The 17480-nt window shown below is 63.4% G+C and carries 14 protein-coding genes; 4 read left to right on the plus strand and 10 right to left on the minus strand.

All coding sequences use genetic code 11. The features are described from left to right. Position 1 precedes the first annotated feature (1 nt). Positions 2 to 1798 (plus strand): allophanate hydrolase, encoded by a 1797-nt coding sequence (gene atzF, locus BRPE64_RS20980; protein WP_016346850.1) that lies wholly within the window; start codon positions 2 to 4, stop codon positions 1796 to 1798. A gap of 29 nt (positions 1799 to 1827) precedes the next feature. Here the strand turns inward: atzF and BRPE64_RS20985 are convergent, their stop codons facing one another. Continuing rightward, positions 1828 to 3081, minus strand: a complete 1254-nt coding sequence (locus BRPE64_RS20985) for a cation:proton antiporter (protein WP_016346851.1) — start codon at positions 3079 to 3081, stop codon at positions 1828 to 1830. 143 nt (positions 3082 to 3224) lie between these two features. Next, positions 3225 to 4124 (minus strand): glycosyl hydrolase, encoded by a 900-nt coding sequence (locus BRPE64_RS20990; protein ID WP_016346853.1) that lies wholly within the window; start codon positions 4122 to 4124, stop codon positions 3225 to 3227. A 10-nt stretch (positions 4125 to 4134) separates the two neighbouring features. Between BRPE64_RS20990 and BRPE64_RS31955 the strand changes: the two genes are divergently transcribed. From BRPE64_RS31955 to BRPE64_RS21005, 3 genes are all read left to right on the plus strand, one after another. Next, a complete protein-coding gene (locus BRPE64_RS31955; protein ID WP_016346854.1) occupies positions 4135 to 4587 on the plus strand; it encodes a hypothetical protein in 453 nt (150 codons plus the stop codon). A gap of 614 nt (positions 4588 to 5201) precedes the next feature. Further along, entirely contained in the window at positions 5202 to 6263 is a 1062-nt protein-coding gene (locus BRPE64_RS21000; RefSeq protein WP_044042826.1) for a catalase family peroxidase, read from the plus strand. Continuing rightward, the gene (locus BRPE64_RS21005) at positions 6260 to 6796 is read left to right on the plus strand and encodes a cytochrome b (protein WP_016346856.1); all 537 of its coding nucleotides are present in this window, start codon (positions 6260 to 6262) and stop codon (positions 6794 to 6796) included. The genes BRPE64_RS21000 and BRPE64_RS21005 overlap by 4 nt, the downstream gene beginning before the upstream one ends. A 10-nt stretch (positions 6797 to 6806) precedes the next feature. Here BRPE64_RS21005 and pdxR read toward each other — a convergent pair whose 3' ends face one another. From pdxR to BRPE64_RS21045, 8 genes are all read right to left on the minus strand, one after another. Then, complete coding sequence (gene pdxR, locus BRPE64_RS21010) at positions 6807 to 8324, minus strand: MocR-like pyridoxine biosynthesis transcription factor PdxR (RefSeq protein WP_044042989.1); 1518 nt, start codon at positions 8322 to 8324, stop codon at positions 6807 to 6809. A 128-nt stretch (positions 8325 to 8452) separates the two neighbouring features. Continuing rightward, positions 8453 to 9766 (minus strand): MFS transporter, encoded by a 1314-nt coding sequence (locus BRPE64_RS21015; RefSeq protein ID WP_016346858.1) that lies wholly within the window; start codon positions 9764 to 9766, stop codon positions 8453 to 8455. Positions 9767 to 9816: 50 nt separating this feature from the next. Beyond that, complete coding sequence (locus BRPE64_RS21020; protein ID WP_016346859.1) at positions 9817 to 11526, minus strand: GMC family oxidoreductase; 1710 nt, start codon at positions 11524 to 11526, stop codon at positions 9817 to 9819. Positions 11527 to 11744: 218 nt separating this feature from the next. Then, entirely contained in the window at positions 11745 to 12575 is an 831-nt protein-coding gene (locus tag BRPE64_RS21025; protein ID WP_016346861.1) for an IclR family transcriptional regulator, read from the minus strand. Positions 12576 to 12583: 8 nt separating this feature from the next. Then, positions 12584 to 13597 carry a phosphate acetyltransferase gene (gene pta, locus BRPE64_RS21030; RefSeq protein WP_016346862.1) on the minus strand — a complete coding sequence of 338 codons (1014 nt, stop codon included), beginning with the start codon at positions 13595 to 13597 and terminating at the stop codon, positions 12584 to 12586. Positions 13598 to 13658: 61 nt separating this feature from the next. Next, positions 13659 to 15425: a sulfoacetaldehyde acetyltransferase gene (gene xsc, locus BRPE64_RS21035; protein WP_016346863.1), complete on the minus strand. Its 1767-nt coding sequence runs from the start codon at positions 15423 to 15425 to the stop codon at positions 13659 to 13661. A 277-nt stretch (positions 15426 to 15702) separates the two neighbouring features. Further along, positions 15703 to 16551: an IclR family transcriptional regulator gene (locus BRPE64_RS21040; protein WP_016346865.1), complete on the minus strand. Its 849-nt coding sequence runs from the start codon at positions 16549 to 16551 to the stop codon at positions 15703 to 15705. Positions 16552 to 16666: 115 nt separating this feature from the next. Next, on the minus strand, positions 16667 to 17419 hold the full coding sequence (locus BRPE64_RS21045) for an IclR family transcriptional regulator (protein ID WP_044042992.1): 753 nt from the start codon (positions 17417 to 17419) through the stop codon (positions 16667 to 16669). Between the last annotated feature and the right edge of the window lie 61 nt (positions 17420 to 17480).

The raw sequence follows: 17480 nt of genomic DNA on the forward strand, positions 1-17480 counted from the left end.
CATGGCGTCAACCGATCTGCGTCTTCCGGCATTGCGCGCGGCCTATCGCGAAGGCCGCGCCACGCCGCGCGCGCTCATCGCCGTATTGCGCAAGCGTGCCGCGCGGCTGAATCCCGACTACAAGCTCTTCATCCATCTTCTGTCCGATGAAGAAATCGAGCCTTATTTCGCGGCGCTCGACGCACGCGACATCGATTCGCTGCCGCTCTACGGCGTGCCGTTCGCGATCAAGGACAACATCGATCTCGCCGGCATTCCGACGACGGCCGCGTGTCCCGCCTTCGCCTACACGCCGGTCGAATCGGCGACGTTGGTGGCGCAGCTCGTCGCGCTCGGCGCGGTGCCTATCGGCAAGACGAATCTCGATCAGTTCGCGACCGGCCTCAACGGCACGCGCTCGCCGTATGGCAAGTGCCGCAACAGCGTGCTCGACGCGTATCCGTCGGGCGGATCGAGCGCGGGATCGTCGCTGGCGGTGGCGCTCGGCGTCGCGAGCTTCGCGCTCGGCACCGATACGGCCGGATCGGGCCGCGTGCCTGCCGCGCTGAACAATCTCGTCGGCATGAAGGGGACGAAGGGCTTGTTGTCGACGGCGGGCGTCGTGCCCGCATGCCGCACGCTCGATTGCGTGACCTACTTCACGGCGACCGCGAGCGAGGCGAGCGAACTGCTCGCGCTCACCGCGCGCCACGATCCCGCCGACGCCTACAGCCGCGCGAATCCACAATGGAACGATGCGACGGCGTTCGGCACCGTGAAGCGTTTTCGTTTCGGCGTGCCGCGTCAGCTCGAATTCGCGGGCTGCGAGGAAAGCCCCGCACTTTTCACGCAGGCGTGTGCGGCGCTTGAAGCAATCGGCGGACAGTCCGTGCAAATCGACTTCACGCCTTTCACCGATGCAGCGCGTCTGCTCTATGAAGGTCCGTGGGTGGCCGAGCGTTACAGCGTGGCCGGTGCGTTGATGGAGTCGCAACCGGATGCCGTGCTGCCCGTCATTCGCGATGTGCTCGCGAAAGCCCCCGGCGCGACCGCCGTCGATGCGTTTCATGCGCAATACAAGCTGCAGGCGCTGAAACACCGTTGCGATGCCGCGCTCGCCAATCTCGACTGCGTGCTGACGCCATCGATTCCACGGCCGGTCACGCTGGCGGAACTCGAACGCGATCCGATCGGCCCGAACTCGCTGCTCGGGCATTACACCAACTTCATGAACCTGCTCGACTATGCGGCCGTCGCGGCGCCCGCGGGTTTCATGCGCAACGGCTTGCCGTGGGGCGTGACGCTGTTCGGCCGCGCGTTCACGGATCAATATCTGCTGAGCGTGGCCGATGCGCTGCATCGCAAGCTTGCCGTGCCGCTGATCGGCGGCGCGCAGCAGGACACCGATGCGCCCGCGCGTGCTGCACGTCATGACCGGATGAAGCTCGTCGTGTGCGGCGCGCATCTCGACGGGCTTGCGCTGAACGCGCAGTTGAAGGCACGCGGCGCGCGGATCGTCGCAGCGACGAAGAGCGCGCCGCGTTATCGCTTGTATGCGCTGGCGGGCGGCGCGGTGCAGCGGCCCGGCATGATGCGCGACGAAGCCAACGGCGCGGCCATCGCCGTCGAAGTATGGGAGATGCCGAGTGCCGAATTCGGCTCGTTTCTCGCGGGCATTCCCGCGCCGCTCGCGCTCGGCCAGGTGGAACTCGCGGATGGAAGCTGGCAGACCGGCTTCGTTTGCGAGGCCTACGGGCTTGACGGCGCCGTCGATATCACGGAGTACGGCGGCTGGCGCGAATGGCTGCGGCGCGCTTGAGCGACGCTTGAGCGACGCTTGAGCGCAGGCTAGCGCGCGATGGCCGACTGCATCGCCGCCTGCCGCCGCACGATCCAGTTGAACAGCGGCGTCGCCATGAGCGTGCTGAGCACGGCCATCAATACGAGGATGGAGAACAGGCGCGGCAGAATCACGCCCGCCGCGAGCCCGATGTTGATGATGATCAGTTCCATCAGCCCGCGCGCGTTCATCAACGCGCCGATGGCCATCGCGTCGCCGGAAGGCTCGCCGTTCAGCCGCGCCGCCGCCCAGCACGCGATGCCCTTGCCGCCGAACGAAGCGAACAGGATCGCGGCGGCCGCGACGGCAATGCCCGGATCCATCAGCATGTCGAGCCGCGTGTTGAGACCGGAGTAGGTGAAGAACATCGGCAACAGGAACACGACGACGAACGGCTGCAGCATCTCGCGCAGCTTTTCGGTCAGCGGTCCGCGCGGCAGTGCGATGCCGAGCAGGAAGCCACCGAACACCGCATGAATGCCGATGGCGTCCATCGCGAAGGCGCACAGCGAGAACAGCACGAGCACGGCGGCGAGCACGCTATGGGGCAGCGGCTTGTCCGGATTCAGCCCGGCAGCGAGCCTGCGCAACAATTTGTTGCCCGCGAAGATCATGAACAGCGCGAAGGCCGCGCCGCCGCCGATTGCCGCGTAGGCGCCCATCCACGAGCCGCCGAAGCTCGCGAGCACGATGGCCAGGATGCACCATGCGGCGGCGTCGTCGAATGCGCCTGCCGTGAGTGCGAGCGTGCCGAGTGCGGTGCCGGTCAGCCCGCGTTCGTGGATGATGCGCGCGAGCATCGGGAACGCGGTGATGGCGATCGCGGCGCCGAGGAACAGCGAGGCCTCGTAGAGCCGCACCTTGTCGGCGAAGAGGCCGGGGATCGTGTGCAGCCACGGCATCATCGCGAAAGCGAGCGCGAACGGCGCGACGATGCCCGCGAGCGAGACGCTCATCGCGCTTTTCGCGTGCGTGCGGAAATGCTCGGTGCGAAACTCGGTGCCGACCAGAAACATATAGAGCCCGACCCCGAGTTGCGCGGCGACATAGAGCATGCCCACGGTCGCCTTGGGAAAGAGCGCCTGCTGCCATTGCGGCAACAGCAGCCCGAAAAGCGACGGTCCGAGCAGCACGCCGGCGATCATTTCGCCCACGACCTGCGGCTGGCCGAGACGCTGCCCGAGCCGGCCCACGAACTGGCTCGCCAGCACGATGACGGCGGCTTGAAGGAAGAAGAAAACGGAGAGCTGGGTGGTCGGCATCGATGCGTGGTGGCCTGGAACGGCGCAATGGAAAACGAGAACGACCGCAGTCTGATGTCGACGAGAAGCTCTGTCAACCGCCCGCATCCACGCATAAAAGCACGAAGGCCGGGTTCATCGACTGAACCCGGCCTTCGTCATGATCAGCGTGGATTACTCGCCGCGAAGCTCTTGTACGCGGTGAACGAGGCCTTCTGCGTGCTGCCGTCGTTCTTCAGCAGACCGTACGCGCCTTCGCCGCCCGGCGGATCGTCGTACAGTTCGTACGCCTGAATCGCCTGCACGTTGTACTTCGACGCCACCGCGACGAATTCCGCCATCATCTTGTCGCCGACGAGGTATGACGCGATCTGCTGGTCGCTGCCGTAGGTCGGACGCACGCCGTACTCGGTGATCCAGATCGGCTTGCCGAATTGCTGCAGCACGCCGAGCACGTCGTGACAGCCGGTGCCGCCGCATGCGTTGGCGATATCGCCCTGATCCGAGTACCAGTGCCACGCGGTGATGTCCCAGTTCACGACCGGATGCCCCGTCGAACCGTCGGGCTGTGTGCCGTTCGCGAGCATCTGATCGAAGCCGTAGTGCAGCCACGCACCGCCGCCCATGACGATCTTGCCGTTCGTATCAACCGACTTGATGCCGTCGATCATGCCGCGAATCACGCCGCGCGCCTTCTGGAACTTCGTGTTGTCGAAGTGCTGCGGATACACGCCGTCGACATTGCCGGTCAGCGCCTCGGCGCCCAGTTCGTTGCTGACCTCGTAGTACGGATACTTGTACGCGGTCGCCGTCTGCTGGCCGAGTGCATAGCCCGCGTTGTAGGCGTCGTTCTCGCTGTTGAAGTCGATGCCCGACAAGAGCACCGGGAACACGGTGACGCCGCCTGCCGCCATCGTCTTCGCGACGCCTGCGAGCTTCGTCGCGCTGGCCTGGCTGTAGACCTCGTTGCGATACAGCTTCGCGCCGAGCGTCTGCAATTGCGAGAGTTGCAGGGCGGGGCTGGAGATGTCGTAGGCGCCGCCTTCGTTGTTATGGCCGTTCACGCCGTAGAAAATGGACTTCGCGGTCGATGAACCGGTTGCCGGCGACGTGTTCGATACGGGCGTCGTGGATGCGTTCGACGCAGGCGCGGTGGCTGCGGGCTGTCCGGCTTGCGTGCTCGGAGCGTTTTGCTGGCTTTCGGTGCTTGGCGCGCTGGGTGCACTCTGCGCACTCTGCGCGTTCTGCGCCGCGACGTTCGACGAGACCGTGCTCGCGCTGCCCGAACCGTTGCTTACTGTGGAACCGGCATTGCCGGACGACGTGCTGGCCGACGAAGTCGATGCCGGGTTCGTCGTGCCGGTCGACGATGCGGGCGCGGCGTTGCTGGCCGCGTTGGCGCTCGCGGCGCCCGGCGAGGCATCGCTGCCGCCACCGCCGCCGCCACAGGCCGCGAGCAACACGCTTGCCGCAACTGCGCTGGCGACAGTGAAAGATTTCGACACGGAGAATAAACGGGCCGTATGAAAGGGCAGGCAATCCAGATTCTTCATATTAAATACGGAGTACTAATGGATGATTGCGATCCACGGACTTCAATCCAGAACCGATATAAAAGACGCGCTTGATTAGTGATGCGAATCAAACGCCCGTAATATCAAGGCGCGATCCGATATGAAATTCGGACGCTAAGCGGCTTAAAGCCAAACGGCGACGATCGGCCGGTTGCATCGATGGCCGAGCGGATTGGGCGGACATGACTAACAGCGGGCAAACGTTTGCCCGTGCATATCCGCTGAAGAGAGAAAACAGCGAGAGGATCGCAGCATTTAGCGCTGCGACGCCAAAATTACCGGTTTCTCGTCATGGCAATGGCAATACTTGCTCAATGGCGCCACGACGGACGCAAGATTACTTTCTCATGAAGAGAAAGTAAACGTTTGATCGGAATAAAAGTCGTAACCGTTGAAACAAATGGAGGGTATTTTTACCAGTGAGTCGTTTTTACTTTCGTATGAATTAAACGTTAATCCGTGCGCACTGGATATGGGAGGATGCCTGAGATTGTTGCGCGTTTCTGGCACGATTCGCGTCACGCTGCTAGATTAGCTTTGCCGCAGAATCGTTGATCGAGAGACTCGATGACTGACAAAAACGCCTCCCCGCGCTCGGCCGTCCCTTCGTTGATCCTCATCGCGGCTATCGTCGTCGCGCTGGTTGCGGTCTTCGCTTATACGGCAGGCTGGCTTTCGCCGAACCGCCTCACGCCCGCGAAGATCGTCGGCAGCCTTGCGCCGCCCGGCGGCGCGGTGCCGGGTTTCAGGCGCAATCACGCCAAGGGCATCTGTTTTACCGGCGATTTCGAATCCAACGGTTCGGGCGCCGCGCTCTCCAAAGCCAAAATGTTCGCTGAGGGCACCTGGCCCGTCACCGGCCGCTTCAATCTCGCGACCCCGGACCCGAAGGCATCGGACGCCATGGCGCGCGTGCGCGGCCTGAGCTTGCGCGTCCTCATGCCGGATCGAAGCGAATGGCGCTCCGCCATGATCGACGCGCCGTTCTTCCCCGTCGCGACGCCGCAGGCTTTCTACGATCTGCAACGCGCGCTCGCCAACAAGAGCGATCCCGAGGCAATGCAGAAGTTCGCCGGCGCGCATCCGGAGATCGCGGCGTTCGGCGCGTGGGCGGGCAGCGCGCCGTGGACCGCTTCTTATGCGGACGATCGCTACAACAGCCTCAACAGCTTCGTCTTCACGAATGCGGAAGGACAAGACCAGACCGTGCGCTGGTCCTTCATCCCCGCGGCAAAACCGGAAAATGTCACCCCGGATGAACTGAAGCAGAAGGGCGCCAATTTCCTCGATGCCGACATCACGCAGCGTGTGCAGAGCGCGCCGCAACGCTGGGCGATGGTCGTCACGGTTGCGAATCCCGGCGATCCCACGGCCGATCCGAGCAAGGCGTGGCCGCCGGACCGTCATACGGTGGAAGTGGGCACGCTGGTCGTGAAGGCCATCGAGCCCGAGCCGGACGGTCCTTGCCGCGATCTCAACTTCGATCCGACCGTGCTGCCATCGGGCATGCGCGTGTCCGACGATCCCTTTCCCGCCGCGCGTTCCGCCGCCTATTCGGTGTCGTTCAACCGGCGCACGGCGGAGGACAAGGATTACCCGCACACGCCCCCGCAAGGAGCCAAGCAATGAACGCGACCAACGAGCAGCGCTTCTCGCCGCTGCAACGCGCCTTGCACTGGATCATGGCGATATGCATCCTCGCGATGCTGTTTATCGGCGTGGGCATGGTGTCGACGGTCAAGCCCGACTATCTGACGCTGGTCTCGATTCACAAGCCGCTCGGCGTGGCGATACTCGTGCTCGCGCTGATTCGTCTCGTGGTTCGCATCACACGCGGCGCGCCGCCGCTGCCCGCGAATATGCCCGAGCCGATGAAGCTCGCCGCTCACTTGTCGCACTATGCGTTCTACGCGCTGATGATCGGGCTGCCGCTTCTCGGCTACGGCATGTTGTCGGCGGCGGATTATCCGGTTGTAGTGTTCGGCGTGCGGCTGCCGTCGCTGCTGCCGCATAGCAATTCATTGCATACGTTGCTATGGAACGCGCACAAGTTTCTCGCGCTGTGCTTCTTTGCGTTGATCGTGGTGCATCTCGCGGCGGCGCTGTTTCATGCGCTCGTGCGGCGCGATGGCGTCTTTCATGCGATGGCGCCTTGGAAATAGGCGCGTAAGATCAGGGTCGGCGCTGCTGCACCACTTGCGCCAGCGCCCGCACACCCGGCTCGATCAACTCCGCGCGAATCGCTGAAAAGCCCATGCGAAAGCAGCGCTGACCATCGGCGGGATCGGCGAAGAATACGCTGCCCGGTTCGATCAGCACGCCGAGCGCCTGCGCATCTTTCGCGAGACGCGTTGCATCGAGCCAGGGCGGGCCTTCGACCCAGCACGACGCGCCGCCCGTCACCTTCGATGCACGCAGCTCCGGCAGATGCGTGGCGAGCGCATCCATCAACACTTCGGCGCGCTCTTTGTAGACGCGCCCAAGTTTGCGCAACAGCGTGTCGTGATGCCCGAGCGCGAGAAAGGTGGCGAACGCGCGCTGAATATACGCCGCCGGATGCCGGATCATCAGGCGACGCAGCGCGCGCAATTCGCGGATCAGCGTGCGCGGCGCCACGATATAACCGAGCCGCAAACCGGGCGCGAGCGTCTTCGACAACGAACCGATATACACGACGCGCTCCGCCGTATCGAGGCTCTTCAGCGCGGGATGCGGCGTGCCGGAGAACGAGTTCTCGCTCTCGTAATCGTCCTCGATGACGATGAAGTCGTGCTTCACCGACAGATCGAGCAACCGGCGCCGCCGTTCGATCGGCATGGTCACCGTGGTCGGGCATTGATGGCTCGGCGTCACATACACGTAGTCGCAGTTGGCAACGATGCTTTCGTCGTCGATCACCGCGCCTTCGTCATCGACATGCAGCGGCACGATCTGCGCATTGTGATGCTGGAAAATATTGCGCGCGTCGGGATAGCCGGGATTCTCCATGCCGACTTTCGTTTGCGGACCGCACATCAGATCGGCGATCAGATAGAGCGCCTGCTGACAGCCGTTCGTCACGACAATTTCCTCCGGCATCGCGAACACGCCACGGCGCGGCAACACGCGCGTGCGGATTTGTTCGACGAGCGTTTCATCATCGCGTTCGATAAGATCGGGTGCCCAGTTGCGTATCTCCATCACCGAAAGGCCGTGCATGCAGCTCTCGCGCCAGTCGCTCGTCGGAAAGAGTTCGGTGTCGAATTGCCCGTAAATAAAGGGGTATTCGTAACTTTGCCAGTTCGACGGCTTGACGATATTGCGCTGATTCGAAGGCGCATGCTTGATGCGCGCGCTCCAGTCGGGATGACCTTGCTGCGTGTCGATGGCAGGCGCATCGCTCAAATTGGTCGCGGTGAAGCCGCGCTGCAGCTCGTCGGTGGCCGGATTGACGAAATGGCCGCTGCGCTCGCGCGACACGAGATAGCCTTCCTCGACGAGTTGCTGATACGCGAGCACGACCGTATTGCGCGACACGTTCAGTTGATCCGCGAGTTCGCGGCTCGAAGGCAGCGCGGAGTCGGGCGTGATGTGGCCGCTCAGGATCGCGTTGACGATCATCTGGCGGATCTGGTTCTGCAAGCTCATCCCCGAGACCCGCGAACGCTCGAAAAGCTGCGCCCAAAGCGTGGCGGTTGGGCGGGTCGGCATGCATGTCTCCTGCAAGAAGTGTCGGTAATCCATGGATATTACGTGTCGCTTGCACGCATGGCCAGTACGATGAAAAAGCCGCCGCGCCGAAAGCTCGGCGCGGCGGCTTCGTCGAACGAGTGGGAAGCTCAGCTCACGGAAAACGCCATCGAGCGCCGCTGCCGCAATCCGACCCACGCCGCCGATAGCGCGCTGATAATGCCCGCGCCGAGGCAATAACTCGCGATCATCCACGGATCGCCGCCGTTGCGCTGCAGGAGCCACGTCGCGATGATCGGGCTGATGCCGCTCGCGAAGATGCCCGAGAACTGATACACGAACGAGATGCCCGAGTAACGCACGTTGGCGTCGAAGAGTTCGGCGAAGAGCGCGGCTTCCGGTCCGTAGATCGACGCATAAACAACGCCCAGCGGAATCACGACCGCGAGCCACGCGAGCATGGTGTTGCCGCCGCTGTTCTTCATCAGCCAGAAGCCGAAGAACGCCGAGAGACCCGTTGCGAGCGAGCCCCAGAAGTAGATGCGCGCGCGGCCGATGCGATCCGACAGGCGCCCGAAAAACGGAATCGTGAAGATCATCACGAAGGCGGCGACCATCACGCCGAGCAGCGCATCGGTGCGTTGCAGATGCAGCGTGCCCGTCAGATATGAAATCGAGAATACGCCGAACACGTTGAAGAACACGCCGTCGATGAAGCGCGCGCCCATGCCCGCGATCGTGTTGCCGGGATACTTCGAGAGCACTTCGAGAATCGGCATGCGCGACTCGCCGCCCGTCTTCTGGATGCGCGCGAACTCCGGCGTTTCCATCACGTTCAGGCGGATATACATGCCGATCAAAACCAGCGCGAACGACAGGAAGAACGCGAGACGCCAGCCCCACGCGAGGAACTGCGCATCGGTCAGCGTGAGCGACAGAGCCGCCACCACGCCCGACGAAAGACACAGGCCGAGCGCGAGACCGATCTGCGGGATGCTCGCGTAGAAGCCGCGCTTGTTCTCGGGCGCATATTCGAAGGCCATCAGCACTGCGCCGCCCCATTCGCCGCCCAGCCCGATGCCTTGCAACACGCGCAGCAGCAACAACAGCGACGGCGCCCAGATGCCGATCTGCGCGTAAGTGGGCACCATGCCGATCAGCACGGTCGCGACGCCCATGATGGTGAGCGTCATCACGAGCATGCTTTTTCGACCAAGGCGATCGCCAAAATGGCCGAAGATCACGCCGCCGAGCGGCCGGCTCAGAAAGCCGACGGCGAAGGTGCCGTAGGCGAGCATCGTCGAAATGAGCGGATCGCCGCTCGGAAAGTACAGCTTGTTGAAGACGATGCCGGCGACCACGCCGTATAGAAAGAAGTCGTACCACTCGATCGTCGCGCCGATGAGACTGGCGACGACGACTTTCCTCATCTGCTTGCCATCGGTTCGGGGCAGTGCGTTCATGGTTGTCTCCGTATGTCTGCTTATCGCTACGTATGGATCAAGACTTGTGTTCAGTCTCTTTGTCCTGCATGGGCCATGCGCTTTTGCAAAACGGCTTGCGGTTGCTCTTCTTCGTGCGTGACTTGCTGGGTCACTTGTTGGGTCACTTGCTGGGTCACTTGTCGATAACGCCGGTCTTCGAGAATCATGTCGGCGGCCTTCTCCGCGATCATGATGACGGGCGCATTCGTGTTGCCCGAGACGAGCTCCGGCATGATCGATGCATCGACCACACGCAGGCGTCCGATGCCGCGCACCTTCAGGCGTTCATCGACGACCGCGAGCGCGTCGCTGCCCATCTTGCAGGTGCCCGCCGGGTGATAGATCGACTGGCTGAACTTGCGCGCGACATCGAGCAGATCGGCATCGGTCTGATAGTCAGGCCCGGGAATGAACTCCGACTCGATGTGCTTCGCAAGCGCAGGCGCGGCGGCGATACGGCGCGCAACCTTGATGCCGCCAATCACGATGGGATGATCGCGTTCGTCCGACAGATAGTTGGCGTGAATCGCCGGATATTGCAGCGGATCGTTCGAGCGGATCTCCACGCTGCCGCGGCTGAACGGACGCAACTGACACACGGAGGACGTGAACGCCGAGAACGGATGCGCGCCCTGACCGGGTTTGTCGGCGGAGAGCGGTTGCATATGAAACTGGATGTCGGGACGCGTAGCCGCGGGCGACGAGCGCGTGAAGATCACGACCTGACTCGCCGCGAGCGTGAGCGGACCCGTGCGCGAGAACGCGTATTGCAATCCGACGAGCGCCTTCTTGAGCGGATTGTTGACTTCGTCGTTGAGCGTGCGCTCACGCGTCTTGAACACGAGCCGCACTTGCAGATGATCCTGCAAATTCCGTCCGACGCCGGGCAACTCATGCCTGATCTGAACGCCCGCGTTGTTGAGCACGCTCGACGGACCGACGCCCGAGTTCTGCAGAATCTGCGGCGAGCCGATTGCACCGGCCGCGAGAATCACTTCGACGCGCGCACGAACCGTCTTGACGACGCCGTCATGCACATATTCGATACCGATGGCTTCGCGGCCGTTGAAGAGCACGCGGCGCGTCTGTGCGCGCGTCTGCACGATCAGGTTGCGGCGCTCGCGCACGGGCTTGAGAAAGCCCTTTGCGGTGCTCCAGCGCAGGCCTTTGTAGGCCGTCTGCTGAAAATAGCCGACGCCTTCCTGCGTCGCGCCGTTGTAGTCCTCGTTGAACGGAATGCCCGTTTCCTGCGCCGCCGCGATGAAATGATCGGCGATCGGGCGACGCAAGCGCAGGTCCGACACCTTCAACGGTCCGCCCGCGCCGTGATAGTCGCTCGCGCCGTGTTCCTGATCTTCCGACTTCTTGAAGTAGGGCAGGACTTCCCTGAAGCTCCAGCCTGCATTGCCCAGTTCGGCCCAGCGGTCGTAATCCTCGCGTTGACCGCGCACGTAGAGCAGGCCGTTGAGCGAACTGGAGCCGCCCAGCACTTTGCCGCGCGGCCAGTCGATGCTGCGTCCGGCGACCGCGTCGTCCGGCTCGGTGCGGTAGCACCAGTCGAGTTCGGGATCGTGCATCGTCTTGAAGTAGCCGACGGGAATATGAATCCACGGGCTCGTATCGCGTCCGCCTGCTTCGAGCAGCAGCACCGTGCTGGTCGGATCGGCGCTCAGACGGTTGGCGAGCACGCATCCTGCCGAGCCCGCACCGACGACGATGTAATCGACTTCTTGCTGCATGAGACTTGTCTCCTGGAGTCTTCTTCTGGAACGAATCGTTTCGTTTGGCGTTTCGTTCAATGTGGAAGATGCGGGCCGAGAAGCCAAGAGAAAAACGCGGACGTGCGCGAAAGTGAAACGAAAAATGCGGTATTCGATTCAGAATCGAAGGGGCGATTCGGGTTGTCCCCAATGCGCTTTATTTGATTCGTAATCCGAACTAATGATGCTGCGACGCATCAGAACGTGGCCGCGAGTTCCGCCGCCGCGCGCTGAAGACGCGGCACGAAAGTCAGCGCACGCGAGAGCGTCATGCGCGAGACCGGACCGTGCACGGCGATGGCCGCAATGCACTTGCCGCGCGAGTCGAAGACCGGCACGGCGACGCAGGCAATGCCCTGCACGAATTCTTCGTTATCGACCGCAATGTGTTTATGCGCGATGCGATCCAATTCGGCTTCGAGCAGGTTCGGATCGTCGAGCGTGTTGGGCGTGAAGCGTTCGAGCGGCATTGCCCGGACGAGTGCGCACCGTTCGTCGCGCGGCATCATCGCGAGGAGCAGCTTGCCGCTCGCACTGCAATGCGCGGGCACATGCGAGCCGGGCTTGAGTTCGAGGCGCAGCGCCCAGGTCGATTCACAGCGGTCGAGATAGAGCACCTGTGTCTCATGCAGCATGCTCAGGTTGCAGGTCTCGCCGAGATCGGCGACGAGGCCCGCGAGAATCGCATGACGCTGACGGCGGGCGCCGCTGTGCATCATCACATCGACGCCAAGACGCTCCAGCCGCGGACCGATCACATAGGCATTCTTCTGGCCGGGCTCGCGCGCGACAAAGCCGCCGGCTTCGAGCGATTGCAGCATGCGGTGCAGCGACGCCTTCGGCTGCTCGACGATGCTCGCAAGCTCCGCCAGCGACAGCGCGCCTTTCGCCGCGACCAGATATTCGAGCACGCTGAAGGCGCGCAACGTGGGCGTGTCGGCGCGCGCAGACGCGGTGTTTTCCGCGAGCGTCGCGCTGTCCGTCGTGTCGGGCTGGACGAGCGCTTCGGTGTCGATTCGCGTATCCATGATGCGGCTCAGCGTGTTGCGTGCCGCGCCGCTTGCGCCTGCACGCAGGTCACGGCGATCACGTGATAGATGTCGTCGGCGCTGCAACCGCGCGACAGGTCGTTGGCGGGCTTCGCGAGCCCTTGCAGCAACGGTCCGATAGCCTTCGCGCCGCCGATGCGTTCCGCCAGCTTGTAGCCGATGTTGCCCGCCTCCAGGCTCGGAAAGATCAGCGTATTCGCGTGCCCTTCGATCTGCGAGTGATGCACCTTGCGCAGCGCGATTTCCGCGACGATCGCCGCATCGAGCTGCACGTCGCCGTCGATCGCGAGGCCCGGGCGCGCTTCTTTCACGCGCCGCGTGGCGTCGATCACTTTATCGACAGCCGCATGATGCGCGCTGCCACTCGTCGAGAACGACAGCATCGCGACGCGCGCATCTTCCATCAGGAGGCTGCGCGCGCTGTCGGCGGCGGCCATCGCGATTTCGGCGAGTTGCTCCGCATTCGGCTCGACGACGAGCGCGCAATCGGAAAAGATCAGGCCGCCTTTCATCGTATGAAAAGGCTCGCACAACATCATCAGAAAGAAGCTCGACACGAGCTTGAACGAAGGACGCACGCCGATGATCTGGATGGCGTTACGCACGACATCCGCCGTCGTGTTCACGGCGCCGGACACCGAGCCGTCGGCGTCACCCGTGCGCACCATCAGGTTGGCGAAGCACAGCGGATCGAGCACGGCGGCGCGCGCCTGCTCGGGCGTCATGCCCTTTTTCTCGCGCAACGCGAAGAGTTCCTCGGCGAAGCGCTGTGTCAGTGCTGAAGCAGAAGGATCGATGACGTCGATGCCTTCGAGATCGATGCCCGCGCCATCCGCCACCTGATACGCGCGCGCCCGCGAACCGACGAGCACGATGCGCGCAATGCCTTCCTTGTGCGCGCGTTGCGCTGCCTGCAACACGCGCGTGTCTTCGGCTTCGGAGAGGACGATGCGCATCGGCAGGCCGCGAGCCTGATCGATGATGCGGTGCATGGCTTTCATGGCGGGCTCGTTAGGGTCACGAAAAACGCCGCTCCGGGCACGGAGCGGCGTGACGGAGGACTTAGACGTAGTCCTTGTACTTGTCGAGCATACGAACCGGCTTCGAGAGCGCGTCGCGGCGGAACGGATCGCCGAGTTCGCGCGTACACATGATCTCGATGATCGTCGTCTTGCCGTGATTCATCTGCAGATCGATGGCCTTCTTGAGCGCCGGGCCGACATCCTCCAGCTTGTCGACGACGATGCCTTCCGCGCCCATCGCCTTCGCGATCTCGGCGAAGCTCTGGTTATCGAGCTCGCCCGCGACGAAGCGACGGTTGTAGAAGTCCACCTGATTCTTCTTCTCCGCGCCCCATTGACGGTTATGGAACACCACGGCCGTCACCGGAATGTTGTGGCGCACGCAGGTCATGGTTTCCATCAGACTCATGCCCCAGGCGCCGTCGCCCGCATACGAGACGGCCGGACGATGCGGCGCCGCCACCTTCGCGCCGATGATCGTCGGGAACGCATAGCCGCAATTGCCCCAGCTCATCGCCGCGAAGAAGCTGCGCGGCTTGTTGAAGCGCAGATAGCTGTTCGCGACCGAGTTGATGTTGCCGATGTCGGTCGAGACCATCACGTCTTCCGGCATCGCCTTCTCGAGCTCGCGCAGCACCTGACGCGGATGCAGATACTGGCCGCCGCTGAACGGACGCTCGCTCTTCTGTTCCTCGATCATGTCGAGGCTGTACGGGTCGCGTTCGTGCGTCCACTCGTCGAGTTCCTTCTCCCACGCGGCCTTCTCGGCGGCGATGGTCTTCGCGCGGGCATCCTTCGTCGCATCGCACGAAAGCGTGCGGTCGGCGAGCCGTTGCGTGAGCGCGATGGCGCTTGCCTTCGCATCGCCGCAAATGCCGACGGAGATCTTCTTCACGAGGCCGAGCATCTTGTGGTCAGCATCGATCTGGATGACCTTCGCTTCCTTCGGCCAGTAGTCGAGACCGTGCTGCGGCAGCGTGCCGAACGGTCCGAGCCGCGAGCCGAGCGCGATCACGACATCGGCCTGCGAAAGCAGCTTCATCGCGGCCTTCGAGCCCTGATAGCCGAGCGGGCCGCACCACAGCGGGTGATTGGCCGGGAACGAATCGTTATGCAGATAGCTGTTGACGACCGGCGCGCCGAGACGCTCGGCAAGCGCCTTGCATTCCTCGATGGCGTCGGACATCACCACGCCGCCGCCCGAAATGATCACGGGGAATTTCGCTTCGGCAAGCAGATCGGCCGCTTCGTTCAGGCTCTGGTCGCCGCCGGGGCCGCGATCGAGACGCTGGGGCTTGGGGATCTCGACCTTGACCTGACCGTAGAAGTAGTCGCGCGGAATGTTGAGTTGCGTCGGGCCCATTTCCGACATCGCCCGGTCGAAGCAGCGCGCGGTGTATTCGGCCATGCGCGCCGGATGCGTGACGTGGCCTTGATACTTCGTGAATTCCTGGAACATCGGCAGTTGCTTGGCTTCTTGGAAGCCGCCGAGACCGATACCCATGGTGCCCGCTTCCGGCGTGACGATCACGACCGGGCTGTGCGCCCAGTACGCCGCCGCGATGGCCGTCACGCAGTTGCTGATGCCCGGACCGTTCTGCCCGATGACGACGCCGTGACGTCCCGACACGCGCGAATAGCCGTCGGCCATGTGACCGGCGCCCTGCTCATGAACGACGGGAATCAGGCGGATGCCGGCGGGCGCGAAGATGTCCATCGCGTCCATGAAAGCCGAACCCATGATGCCGAACATCTCGGTCACGCCGTTGGCGGCGAGCGTTTCGACGAAGGCTTCGGATGGGGTCATCGCCTGTGGACCGCTCGGCGCCGCGTGGGTCGCGGCGAGCGTGGTCTGGGAGGGACGGGCTTGGTCGTGCTCGCTCATGAGATGTCTCCGGATGAAAAGCGGAACGTTTGGTTCCGAAATATGTGTCGTGAGAGCATCGTAGGATGAGGTGCGATCGACGTCAACTATTTTTTAGAAAAACGGAATGTTTTGTTTCTAAAAAAATCGGAACGATGCCGGGGCGAGCGTGACGGGACGACGTCGCGGCCTGAACGGCGGACGTCTGCGGAGAAAAAAACTAGCGCCCCGATGGGCGATGCCGCGCCATCAGCGTGAGGCCATCGGATGCGTCGATGAGCGTCGCGAGCCTGACGGCGGTGTCGCGCAACTGCGGCACGGCCTGGAGCAGATCGTTGAGATTCGCGCGCGCGGTCGGCGCGTGCGCGGCGAGGCACGCGAGCACGCGTCCGGTTGCGGCGTCGGTGATGGGCACCGCGACCGCCACCATGCCAAGCACGAATTCCTCGTTGTCGATGCCGATGCCGCGCGCGGCAAGGCGCTCCAGTTCGCTTTCGAGCAGCGCCCGGTCGGTCAGCGTGCGATGAGTTTTCTTTGTGAGCGTCAGGCGGCCGAGAATTTGCCGGCGCTCGGCGAGCGGCATCTGCGAGAGAAACAGCTTTCCGCTCGCCGTGCAGTGCAGCGGCACGCGCATGCCGGCCTGCATGTGCAGGCGCAGCGGCTCGGCGGTCTCAACGCGCTCGATATACAGGACGGTATCGCCGTCGAGCGCGGTGAGGTTGCAGCTTTCGCCGATCACGTCGACGAGCGCGCGCAGGATCGAGCGGCACGCGCGCGTGAACGAATTGTTGGCGAGCGTCGCGAGCGCGAGTTGTGCGGCGCGGGGCCCGAGCGCAATGCCGCGGTCGGTGCCGCGCGAGTCCGGCATGTGGGTGACGTAGCCCTGCGTTTCGAGCGCGTCGATCAGGCGCAGGAGCGTCGCCTTGGGAATGCGCAGCCGCGCGGCGAGTTGCGACAGCGTGTAGGGGTGTCCGGCCGCCGCGAGCTGTTCGAGCACCGCGAGCGGACGGAGTGTCCGTGCTTCTTCGCCGGCGTGCTCGGCGGGGTCGAGATGAGTGACTTCGCGCATAACCGGAAACGGAACAATTGGTTTCGGATTACGGGGTACTTTAACCCGTAATCGCCCCATCGCGCCAGAATTTCCGGAACAAGCGGTTGCAGTTTTATGCTTTAGGCGCGCGAGTTCAGAAGGTTTTGCGCAGATCCTCGGCGGCTTCTTTCAGGCGCGGCACCATTTCCAGCGCGCGCGACAGCGGCGAGCGCGACACCGGCGCGTGCACGGCAATCGCCGCGATGCAGGCACCGTCCGCATCGACGATAGGCGCGGCGGCGCACACGATGCCCTGCACGAATTCCTCGTTGTCGATCGCGACGCCCTTCTTCGCGATGCGGTCGAGTTCCGCTTCCAGCATCTCGGTATCGGTGATGGTGTTGGCGGTGAAGCGCTCGAGTTTCATCGAGCGTACGAGCGTGTTGCGTTCCTCGCGCGGCAACATTGCAAGCAGCAGCTTGCCGCTCGCGCTGCACCAGACCGGCACGTGCGAACCGGGCTTCAGGTCTAGCCGCAGCGGCCAAGGCGCCTCGACGCGATCCAGATACAGCACTTCGTTTTCGTGCAGCATCGTGAGATTGCAGGTTTCGCCGAGATCGGAAACGAGCCGCATGAGAATCGCGTGGCGCAGGCGGCGCGCGCCTGCGTGCGTCATCACGTCGAGACCGAGCCGGGCGAGGCGCGGCCCGACGACGTACGCGTTCTTGTCGCCCGGTTCGCGGATCACAAGACCGCCCGCTTCGAGCGACGCGAGCATGCGGTGCAGCGACGGCTTCGGCATGCCCATGTCGTCGGCCATCTCCGTCAGCGACACGGGATTCCCCGCCTGCACGAGATATTCGAGCAACGCGAATGCTCGCAGCGTGGGCGTATCGGGCTTGTCCATCGGCGCTTTTCCATTGAATTCGTTCGACATAATTGTAATTGAGGTGCCGATCAGCCCTTCA

The organism is Caballeronia insecticola, assembly GCF_000402035.1.
Lineage (GTDB): Bacteria > Pseudomonadota > Gammaproteobacteria > Burkholderiales > Burkholderiaceae > Caballeronia > Caballeronia insecticola.